The organism is Actinomadura sp. NPDC000929 (genome assembly GCF_040492065.1).
GTDB lineage: Bacteria > Actinomycetota > Actinomycetes > Streptosporangiales > Streptosporangiaceae > Spirillospora > Spirillospora verrucosospora.
The window spans coordinates 1-10037 of record NZ_JBEUPA010000220.1 but is presented as its reverse complement, the minus strand read 5'-3'; the positions used below and the strand labels follow the sequence as shown (position 1 = coordinate 10037).

At 75.8% G+C, this 10037-nt stretch carries 7 protein-coding genes; 5 read left to right on the top strand and 2 right to left on the bottom strand.

What is annotated here, in order from left to right; genetic code table 11:
• The 4 genes from ABWI04_RS39770 to ABWI04_RS39755 form a co-directional block, all read left to right on the top strand.
• Positions 1 to 982 (top strand): carbohydrate ABC transporter permease (locus tag ABWI04_RS39770; protein WP_353835633.1); only part of this gene is annotated, 982 nt, incomplete at its 5' end.
• On the top strand, positions 975 to 1853 hold the full coding sequence (locus tag ABWI04_RS39765) for a carbohydrate ABC transporter permease (RefSeq protein WP_353835632.1): 879 nt from the start codon (positions 975 to 977) through the stop codon (positions 1851 to 1853). The genes ABWI04_RS39770 and ABWI04_RS39765, both read left to right, overlap by 8 nt.
• Before the next feature lie 28 nt (positions 1854 to 1881).
• Positions 1882 to 3261 (top strand): GH1 family beta-glucosidase, encoded by a 1380-nt coding sequence (locus tag ABWI04_RS39760; RefSeq protein WP_353835631.1) that lies wholly within the window; start codon positions 1882 to 1884, stop codon positions 3259 to 3261.
• Positions 3262 to 3295: 34 nt separating this feature from the next.
• The gene (locus ABWI04_RS39755) at positions 3296 to 6511 is read left to right on the top strand and encodes an acetyl-CoA carboxylase family protein (RefSeq protein ID WP_353835630.1); all 3216 of its coding nucleotides are present in this window, start codon (positions 3296 to 3298) and stop codon (positions 6509 to 6511) included.
• On the opposite strand, the gene ABWI04_RS39750 is transcribed toward ABWI04_RS39755, so the two are convergent.
• Both ABWI04_RS39750 and ABWI04_RS39745 read right to left on the bottom strand, forming a co-directional pair.
• Positions 6444 to 7289, bottom strand: a complete 846-nt coding sequence (locus tag ABWI04_RS39750; protein ID WP_353835629.1) for an ATP-binding cassette domain-containing protein — start codon at positions 7287 to 7289, stop codon at positions 6444 to 6446. The genes ABWI04_RS39755 and ABWI04_RS39750 overlap by 68 nt on opposite strands.
• Positions 7290 to 7392: 103 nt before the next feature.
• A complete protein-coding gene (locus ABWI04_RS39745) occupies positions 7393 to 8196 on the bottom strand; it encodes an SDR family NAD(P)-dependent oxidoreductase (protein ID WP_345186269.1) in 804 nt (267 codons plus the stop codon).
• Between the two features lie 156 nt (positions 8197 to 8352).
• Here ABWI04_RS39745 and ABWI04_RS39740 point away from each other — a divergent pair.
• The coding region (locus ABWI04_RS39740) for a HelD family protein (RefSeq protein ID WP_353835628.1) at positions 8353 to 10037 on the top strand (1685 nt) is incomplete at its 3' end.

Below are 10037 nucleotides of genomic sequence, written 5' to 3'. Positions count from 1 at the left end.
GGGGGGGGGGGGGGGGGCGGCGCGGCCGGGGGAGACCGGGCCCGCCGGGCCGCGGCGGGGGAGGCGGCGGCCGCGGCTGCCTCCGGGCGCGCTGCCGTACGCGCTGCTCGCGCCCGCCGCCGTCGCCGAACTGATCGTCCACGTCGTGCCGATCGCCGTCGGGATCTGGATGAGCTTCAAGGAGCTCACCCTCTTCTACATCCGCGACTGGTCGAGGGCGCCCGGCAGGGGCCTCGGCAACTACCGCGTCGCGGTGGACCTCGACGGCGCGATCGGCGCGGACCTGCTGCGCTCGTTCCTGGTCACGCTCGCCGTCACGCTCCTGGCGGTCGCCCTGTCGTGGCTGTTCGGCGCCGCCGCGGCGATCCTCACGCAGGACCGCTTCCGGGGGCGCGGGCCGCTGCGCGCGCTCTTCCTCGTCCCGTACGCGCTGCCCGTCTACGCCGCCGTGATGACCTGGGCGTTCATGTTCCAGCGCGACAACGGGCTGGTGAACCACGTGCTGGCCGACCAGCTGCACCTGACCGGCGGCGGCCGGCCGTTCTGGCTGATCGGCGGCAACAGCTTCTGGGCGCTCGTCACCGTCGTGGTGTGGCGGTCGTGGCCGTTCGCCTTCCTGGTCCTGACCGCCGGGATGCAGAGCGTCTCCCGCGACCTGTACGAGGCCGCGGCGCTGGACGGCGCGGGCATGTGGCGGCGGATCCGGCACATCACGCTCCCGGCGCTGCGGCCCGTCAACCAGGTGCTCGTCCTGGTGCTGTTCCTGTGGACGTTCAACGACTTCAACACGCCGTTCGTCCTGTTCGGCAAGGCCGCCCCGGACGGCGGCGACCTCGTCTCGGTGCACATCTACCACGCCTCGTTCGTCACCTGGAACTTCGGGACGGGCTCGGCGATGTCGGTGCTGCTCCTGCTGTTCCTGCTGGTGGCCACGGCGGCGTACCTGCTCGCCACGTCGAGGAGGAGGCCCGCGCATGGCTGACACGCGTCCCGCCCGCAAAGGCCGCGCGCCGACCGGCCCGCCCGCCTCCTTCGTCTGGACGCGGCGGATCGTGCTGACCCTGCTGACCGCGTTCACCCTCCTGCCGGTCTACGCGATGGCCAGCTCGTCGCTGAAGCCGCTGGAGGACGTGCAGCGCCGGTTCCGCTGGATCCCGTCGCGGCCGACGGTCCGCCCCTACGTCGACATGTGGTCGACCGTCCCGCTGGCCCGCTACTTCGCCAACAGCGTGATCGTGGCGGGCGGCGCGACGCTGGCGTCCGTGGCGATCGCGATCGGCGCGGCGTACGCCGTCAGCCGGTACCGGTTCACCGGCCGCCGGGCGTTCACGGTGACGGTGCTGTCGACGCAGATGTTCCCGGGGATCCTGTTCCTGCTCCCGCTGTTCCTGATCTTCGTGAACGCGGGGAACGCGACCGGCATCGCTCTCTACGGCAGCCGCGGCGCGCTCGTCCTGACCTACCTGACGTTCTCGCTTCCGTTCTCGATCTGGATGCTCGCCGGGTACTTCGAGTCGATCCCGCGGGAGCTGGACGAGGCGGCCCGAGTCGACGGCTGCGGGCCGGTCGGCGCGCTGCTGCGGGTGATCCTCCCGGCCTCGCTGCCCGGCGTCGTCGCGGTGACCGTCTACGCGTTCATGACCGCCTGGGGCGAGGTCCTGTTCGCCTCGGTCATGACCAGCGACCGGACCCGCACGCTCGCGATCGGACTGCAGGGCTACTCCACGCAGCACGAGGTCTACTGGAACCAGGTGATGGCCGCCTCCCTCGTGGTGAGCGTCCCCGTCGTCGCCGGGTTCCTGCTGCTCCAGCGCTTCCTGGTGGCCGGGCTGACCGCCGGCTCCGTCAAGTGACCCGTCTCGACGACCCCGAGGGAGACCCGTGCCCATCGACGACCTGACCGCGTTCGGCCCCGACTTCGCCTGGGGGGCGGCCACCTCCGCCTACCAGGTCGAGGGGGCCGTCGCGGAGGACGGCCGCGCCCCCTCCATCTGGGACGCCTTCTGCCGCGTCCCGGGCGCGATCGCCGGGGGCGACACCGGCGACGTCGCCTGCGACCACTACCACCGCTGGCCCGCGGACCTCGCGCTCATGGCGGAGCTGGGCCTGCGCGCCTACCGGTTCTCGATCGCCTGGCCGCGCGTGCTGCCCGCCGGTGGCGGCCCGGTCAACGCGGCCGGGCTCGCGTTCTACGACCGGCTCGTGGACGCCCTGCTCGCGGCCGGGATCGAGCCCCACCCGACCCTGTACCACTGGGACCTGCCGCAGGAGCTCCAGGACCGCGGCGGCTGGCCGTCCCGCGACACCGCCGGGCGTTTCGCCGAGTACGCCTCCGTCGTCGCCGCGGCGCTGGGGGACCGCGTCACCTCGTGGGCGACGCTGAACGAGCCGGTGTGCGCGGCCTGGATCGGGCACCTGGAGGGGGCGATGGCGCCCGGCGTCGCCGACATCCGCGCGGCCGTGCCCGCGGCCTACCACCTGCTGCTGGCGCACGGTCTCGGCGTGCAGGCCGTGCGCGCCGCCGCACCCGGCGCCCGCGTCGGCGTCGTCAACCTGCTCACCGACTGCGAGCCGGGCGGCGAAGGCGAGCGGGACGCGGCGGCGGCGCGGCGCGAGGACGGCCACCACAACCGCTGGTGGCTCGACCCGATCCACGGCCGCGGGCTGCCCGCCGACATGATCGAGGAGTACGGGGTGGAGCCGCCGGTGCGGTCCGGCGACCTGGAGGCGATCGCCGCCCCGCTCGACTGGCTCGGCGTCAACTACTACCGCCGGTCCGTCACCGTCGACGACCCCGGCGGCCCGCCGCCGCGCACCCGGCAGATCACCCCGCCGGGGACGCCGCGCACCGGCATGGACTGGGAGATCCACCCGGACCGGCTGGCGAAGGTCCTCGTCCGCGTCACCGAGGACTACGCGCCGCGCAGCGTCATGGTCACCGAGAACGGCGCCGCCTACGCCGACGCCGTGACGCCCGGCGGAGCCGTCCACGACGCCGAGCGCACCGCCTACCTGGAGGCCCACCTGTCGGCGTGCGCGGCGGCGATCCGCGCGGGGGTCCCCCTGGACGGCTACTTCGCCTGGTCGCTGCTGGACAACTTCGAGTGGGCCTACGGGTACGCGCAGCGGTTCGGGCTCGTGCACGTCGACTTCGCGACCCAGGAACGCCGCGTCAAGGACAGCGGGCGCCGCTACGCCGAGATCATCCGCGCGCACCGGGACCTCCGGGCGCGGCCCCTGGCGTCCCGCTCTCTAGAGTGAGGGCCGACCGGCTCAGGCGAGGTGAGGAGGCCGGGTGGGCGGGATCCTTGTGGCCAACCGGGGAGAGATCGCGCTGCGGATCGTCCGGGCCGCGTCGGAGCTGGGCCTGCGGACGGTCGCCGTGCACACCCGCGACGACGCCGCCTCGCCGCACACGCGGCGCGCCGACGAGACGCGCGCCCTGCCCGGCGACGGCGCCGCCGGCTACCTCGACGCCGACGCGCTGGTCGCCGCCGCGAAGGACGCCGGCGCCGCGGCCGTCCACCCCGGCTACGGCTTCCTGAGCGAGAACGCGGGCTTCGCCGCCGGCTGCGCCGCCGCCGGGCTGGCCTTCGTCGGCCCGCGCCCGGAGCTGCTGGAGCTGTTCGGCGACAAGGCCAGGTCGCGCGCCCTGGCGCGTGAGGCGGGCGTGCCCGTGACGCCCGGCACGCCCGGCGCGACGAGCCTCGCTGGCGCCGAGGCGTTCGCCCGCGAGCATGGCACCGTCGTGATCAAGGCCCTCGCGGGCGGCGGCGGGCGCGGCATGCGCGTCGTCACCGGGCCCGCCGCCGTCGCGGACGCCTACGAGCGGTGCCGGTCGGAGGCGCTCGCCTCCTTCGGCGGCGGCGAGCTGTACGCCGAGAAGTACGTCCCGCGGGCCCGCCACATCGAGGTCCAGGTCGCGGGCGACGGCTCCGGCGCCGTGACCCACCTGTGGGAGCGCGACTGCAGCGTCCAGCGCCGCCACCAGAAGCTGATCGAGATCGCCCCCGCGCCCGCGCTGCCCGCGGGCGTCAGGGACGCGCTGCTGGACGCCGCCCTCCGCATGGCCGCCTCGGTCCGCTACGAGAGCCTCGGCACCTTCGAGTTCCTCGTCGACGGCGAGGAGTTCTGGTTCCTGGAGGCCAACCCCCGGCTCCAGGTCGAGCACACCGTGACCGAGGAGATCACCGGCGTCGACCTGGTGAAGGCGCAGATCAGGCTGGCGCTGGGGGAGGACCTCGCCGGAGTCGGCCTGGCCGCGCCGCCGCGGGCGTCCGGCTGCGCCGTCCAGGTGCGGGTCAACGCCGAGACGATCGGCGCGGACGGCGCGCCGCGCCCGAGCGCCGGGACGCTCACCGCGTTCGCGCCGCCGTCCGGTCCCGGGGTCCGCGTCGACACCCACGGGTACGCCGGCCACCGCGCGAGCCCGCGCTACGACCCGCTGCTGGCCAAGGTCGTCGCTCGCGCGGAGGATCTGCCGTCCGCCGCCGCCCGCGCGCACGGCGCCCTCGGCGAGTTCGAGATCGCGGGCGTGGCGACGAGCATCCCGCTGCTGCAGGGCGTGCTGCGCCATCCCGGCTTCACGGCCGGCGGCGCGCGCACGTCCTTCATCGAGGACCACCTGCCCGAGCTGCTGGCGAGCGAGCACCGCCGGTACTACGTCGAGACGGCCCCGCGCACCGCCGGGCCGGGGCCCGCGGCCGGCCCGGACGCGCCGCCCGGCACGGTCGCCGTCCCCGCGCCCACGCAGGGGACGGTCGTGAGCGTCGAGGTGGCCGAGGGCGACCTCGTCGGGGCCGGGGCTCCGCTGCTGGTCCTCGAAGCGATGAAGATGGAGCACGTCGTCCGCGCCGGAGAGGCGGGCGTCGTGCGGGCCCTGGCCGCCGCGCCCGGCGACACCGTCGCCGAGGGCGCGCCGCTGCTGTTCACCGAGCCCGCCGAGGGGGGCGGCGAGCACGCCGCCGAGGACGAGGCGGCCGATCTCGACCTGATCCGCGCCGACCTCGCCGAGACGCTGCGCCGGCACGAGAGCGGGCTCGACGCGGCCCGCCCCGAGGCGGTGGCCCGGCGGCACGCGCGCGGCCGCCGCACCGCGCGGGAGAACATCGACGACCTGTGCGACGCCGGGACGTTCATCGAGTACGGCGCCCTCGTCATCGCCGCGCAGCGGCGGCGCCGCTCCCTCGACGACCTCATCGAGCGCACCCCCGCCGACGGCATGGTCTGCGGCATCGGGGACGTCGACGGCGCGCAGGCCGTCGTCCTGTCCTACGACTACACGGTCCTCGCCGGGACGCAGGGCCACCTGAACCACCGCAAGACCGACCGCATGCTCGACATCGCCCACCGCCGCCGCCTGCCGCTGGTGCTGTTCGCCGAGGGCGGCGGGGGACGCCCCGGCGACACCGACACCACGACCGTCTCCGGCCTCGACGTCACGACGTTCCACGCCATGGGGCGGCTCAGCGGCGCCGTCCCGTCCGTCGGCGTCGCGAGCGGGCGCTGCTTCGCCGGGAACGCGGCCCTGCTCGGCTGCTGCGACGTCATCATCGCCACCCGGGACGCCAACATCGGCATGGGCGGCCCCGCCATGATCGAGGGCGGCGGCCTCGGCGTCTTCACGCCCGAGGAGATCGGCCCGGTCGGCGACCAGGAACCGAACGGCGTCATCGACCTCGTGGTGGACGACGAGGCCGAGGCGGTCCGGGCGGCCCGCCGCTACCTGTCCTACTTCCGGGGGCCGTCGGACGGCTGGGCCTGCGACGACCAGCGCGTCCTGCGGCACCTCGTCCCGGAGAACCGGCTGCGCGCCTACGACGTCCGCCGGGTCGTCGCGCACCTCGCCGACACCGGGTCGGTGCTGGAGCTGCGCCGCGCGTTCGGGGTCGGGATCATCACCGCGCTGGTCCGGATCGAGGGCCGCCCGACGGGCCTGATCGCCAGCAACCCCGCGCACCTCGGCGGCGCCATCGACCGCGACGCCGCGGACAAGGCCGCCCGGTTCCTGCAGCTGTGCGACGCGCACGGCCTGCCGGTGGTGTCGCTGTGCGACACCCCCGGCTTCATGGTCGGCCCGGACGCCGAGCGGACCGCCACCGTCCGGCACTTCAGCCGCCTGTTCGTCATCGGCGCCAACCTGCGCGTCCCGCTCGTCACGATCGTGTTGCGCAAGGGGTACGGGCTCGGTGCGCAGGCCATGGCGGGCGGCGGGTTCAGGGCGCCGCTCGCGACCCTCGCCTGGCCCACCGGCGAGATCGGCGGCATGGGGCTGGAGGGCGCCGTCCGGCTCGGGTTCCGCAAGGAGCTGGAGGCCGCCGAGGACCCGCGCGCGATGTTCGAGGAGATGGTCGCCGCTGCCTACGAGCACGGCAGGGCGCTCCACGCGGCCACCGTGTTCGAGCTGGACGACGTGATCGACCCGGCCGACACGCGGCGCTGGATCACCGCGGCGCTGGCCGCCGCCCCGCCGCCCGGCGACCGTCCCCGCCCCTGGATCGACACGTGGTGAGGCGCGGCCCGGCGCGGTAGGCGTCCCGCACGCGGGGATCGGCCCGCACCTCCGCCGGGGGCCCGGCGGCGATCACCTTGCCGTCGTCCAGGACGTGCAGGACGTCGCAGACGCCGAGCACGGGCTCGATCTCGTCCTCGACGACCAGCACCGCCAGCCCCTCTCCGGCCAGGTCGCGCAGCAGGACCTCCAGTGCCCGCGCGTGCCGCACCGGAAGGCCCGCCCACGGCTCGTCCAGCACGAGCACGGCGGGTTCGGCGGCCAGGGCTCGCGCCAGGTCCGTCAACCATGCGACGCCGGGCGGCGCGTCCCGGACCGCCCTCCCGGCGTGGGCCTGGATGCCGACCCGGGCGAGCAGGGCGTCGGCGACGGCGCCCGCGTCGCGGCGCGCCTCGAGACGGCGCCGCCACCGCTCCCGCGCCGTGCGGCCCGGCTGCTCGCGGGTCATCGCGGGCCCGGCCGCGGCGGCCCGGACGGCCTCCCCGACGGTCGTCGGCCCCGCCGCGCCCTTCCGCTGGAACGTGCGGGCGATGCCGCGCCGGGCCCGCTCACGGGCCGCGCTGCGCGTCAGGTCGGCGTCGTCCAGCAGGACCGCGCCCGCCGCCGGGCGCCGCAGCCCCGTGATCACGTCGCACAGCGTCGTCTTCCCGGCGCCGCTCGGGCCGACCAGGCCGGTGACCGTTCCGGGCGGAGCGGTCAGTCCCGCCCCGTCGACCGCCGTCAGCGCGCCGAAACGGACCGTCACGTCCCGCACCCGCAGGCCCTCCGCAGCGGTCATGGCCTCCGCCCTCCGCGCCTCGTGTGATGTGGATCACTGGCGGATCCACACCCTACTGAGGAGCGCGGGCGGCGGCAACGGACCGGCGGGAGGCTGGCGGCGGTCAGGTCGCCGGGGGACCGAGCCGGTCGCGCGTCCACTCCTTCACCCCGGCGACGAACGCCTCGACGTCGGCGGCCTTGCCGGAGGCCATCTCGCCGAACCAGTCCGGCACGTACCGCTCGAACCGCCCGCTCTCCAGGACCTCCAGGACGGCCGCGGCCACCTCCTGCGGGGGCAGCGCGTCCGACAGGTCGCTGAGCGGCGGCTCGTTGCCGGGAAGGGCGAACAGCTCGGTCCCGGCGATGAGCGCGGGCTGGATCACGTGGGCCAGCACGCCCGTGCCGTCCAGGTCGACCGCCATGCTCTCCCAGAACGCCGTGAGCGCCGCCTTGGACGCGGAGTAGGCGGCCTCGTGCGGCGGGCCGAGCCGCGCCGCGACCGAGCCCACCGCCACCAGGTGCCCGCGCCCGCGCGCGACCATGCCGGGCAGCAGCGCCAGCGTGAGCCGCACGGGGGACAGGTAGTTGAGGCGCATCACCTCGTCGGCCTCGGCGGGGGACAGGTCCTGGACGCGGCGCCGCTTCGGCATCCCCGCGTTGTTGACCAGCACGTCGACGCCGCCGAGCTCGCGCTCGGCCTCGGCGGCGAGGTCGGCGACCGCGTCGGGGTCGGCGAGGTCGGCCGCCCACATCGCCGAGTCAGGGGCGTGCTCGCGGCACCGGGAGAGCACCTCCGAGAGCCTGTCCTTGCGCCGCGCCACCAGGCCGACGCGCGCGCCGGCGGCGGCGAGCGCCTCCGCCACCACGGCGCCGATGCCCGACGAGGCTCCCGTGACCAAAGCGGACCGTCCGGTGAGAGTCGCCATGCGGACCAACGTCACACAGCCCGCCCCCACCGGCAAGGCGCAGCGCCGACGCCCCCCGAGGGCGGTGCGCCGGAATGTCCGGCGGCGCCCGTGCCGTGTCGGTAAGGTAGTGGGTTTCGCCCCCCTCGCCACTCTCGCAGCCGGAGGTCTGTCCGCATGCCCGCCGAGTCCGCCGACCCATCCGAACCCGCGGTCCTGGCGGCCGAACGCGCCCACCTCGCCGAGTCCCGCGCCGCCCTGCGCCGGATGCGCGAGCACGCCGCGAGCCTCTCCGCCGACGTCGCCGCCGACTGGGTCTCCAGGCAGTTCCTGGAGTCGCTGCTCGACCAGCGGGTCGAGGCGCTCGCCGACCACCCCGACACCCCGCTGTTCTTCGGCCGCATGGACCGCGACGGCGCGGCCGGCCCCGACCTGCCCGCCGTCATGTACGTGGGACGGCGGCACGTCCACGACGGCGAGGAGGGACGCCCCCTCGTGCTGGACTGGCGCGCCCCCGTCTCCCGGGCCTTCTACCAGGCCGGGCCCGCGGACCCGATGGGCTGGCGGCTGCGGCGGCGCTTCGGGTTCCGGGCCGGCGAGCTGACCGCGTTCGAGGACGAGCCCCTCGACGGCGGCGACCCGCGGCCGGGGGCGGGCCCGTCCAGGATCCTGACCGAGGAGATCGAGCGCCCCCGGACCGGCCCGATGCGCGACATCGTCGCCACGATCCAGCCCGAGCAGGACGAGATCGTCCGCGCCGACCTGCCGCTGAGCGTCTGCGTCCAGGGCGCGCCCGGCACCGGCAAGACGGCCGTCGGCCTGCACCGCGCCGCCTACCTGCTGTTCACGCACCGGGAGCGGCTGTCGCGGTCCGGCGTGCTGATCGTCGGGCCGAACCGCGCCTTCCTCGCCTACATCTCGGCGGTGCTGCCCGCGCTCGGCGAGGTCCGGGTGGAGCAGGCCACGATCGACGACCTGCTCGGCCCGCCGCTCGGCGACGAGCCCGCGGCCGCGGCCGCCCTCAAGGGCGACGCCCGGATGGCCGACGTGCTGCGCCGGGCGCTGTGGCTGCACGTCCGCAAGCCGGAGGAGGGGCTCGTCGTCACGCGGGGCGCGGCGCGCTACCGGCTCGCCGACCACGAGATCCGCGAGATCGCCGCCGCGCTGCGCGGTACCACCCGGTACGGCAGCGGGCGCGCCGCGTTCGCGCAGCGGCTCGCGCACCAGATCCTCGTGCGGATGGAACGGCGCGGCGAGGCCCCCGACGACCGCGTCCAGGACCAGGTCGCGCGGAGCCGGCCGGTCAGGCAGGTCCTCGACGCGGTGTGGCCGAAGGTGAACGCTGAGCAGGTCCTGCACCGGCTGCTGTCGGACGCGGACCTGCTGCGCGCGGCCGCGAAGGGCGTGCTCGACGAGGACGAGCAGGCCGTCCTGCTGACGGCGAGGCCCGCCCGCTCGCACCGCTCCGCCAAGTGGACCGCCGCCGACCGGGCCCTGCTCGACGAGCTGAACGACCTCATCGAGCGCACGACCTCGCTCGGCCACCTGGTGGTGGACGAGGCGCAGGACCTGTCCGCGATGCAGCTGCGGGCGCTGGGGCGCCGCTGCGCGACGGGCTCGGCGACCGTCCTCGGCGACCTCGCGCAGGGCACGACCGCGTGGTCGGCCCGCACGTGGAAAGAGGTCCTCACCCATCTCGGGCAGGACGGGGAGGTCACCGAGCTGACCCTCGGGTTCCGCGTTCCGGGCACCGTCCTCGACTTCGCCGCCCGCCTGCTCCCGCACGTCGCGCCCGGGCTGGAGCGGCCGCGCTCGCTGCGCGCCGGCGCCGGGGCGCTCACCGTGCGGCGCGTCGCCGACCT

Coding starts and splice junctions, on each gene's coding strand:
- ABWI04_RS39745 (WP_345186269.1), bottom strand. CDS start 8,196: ATGGCGACTCTCACCGGACGGTCCGCTTTGGTCACGGGAGCCTCGTCG.
- ABWI04_RS39750 (WP_353835629.1), bottom strand. CDS start 7,289: ATGACCGCTGCGGAGGGCCTGCGGGTGCGGGACGTGACGGTCCGTTTC.
- ABWI04_RS39765 (WP_353835632.1), top strand. CDS start 975: ATGGCTGACACGCGTCCCGCCCGCAAAGGCCGCGCGCCGACCGGCCCG.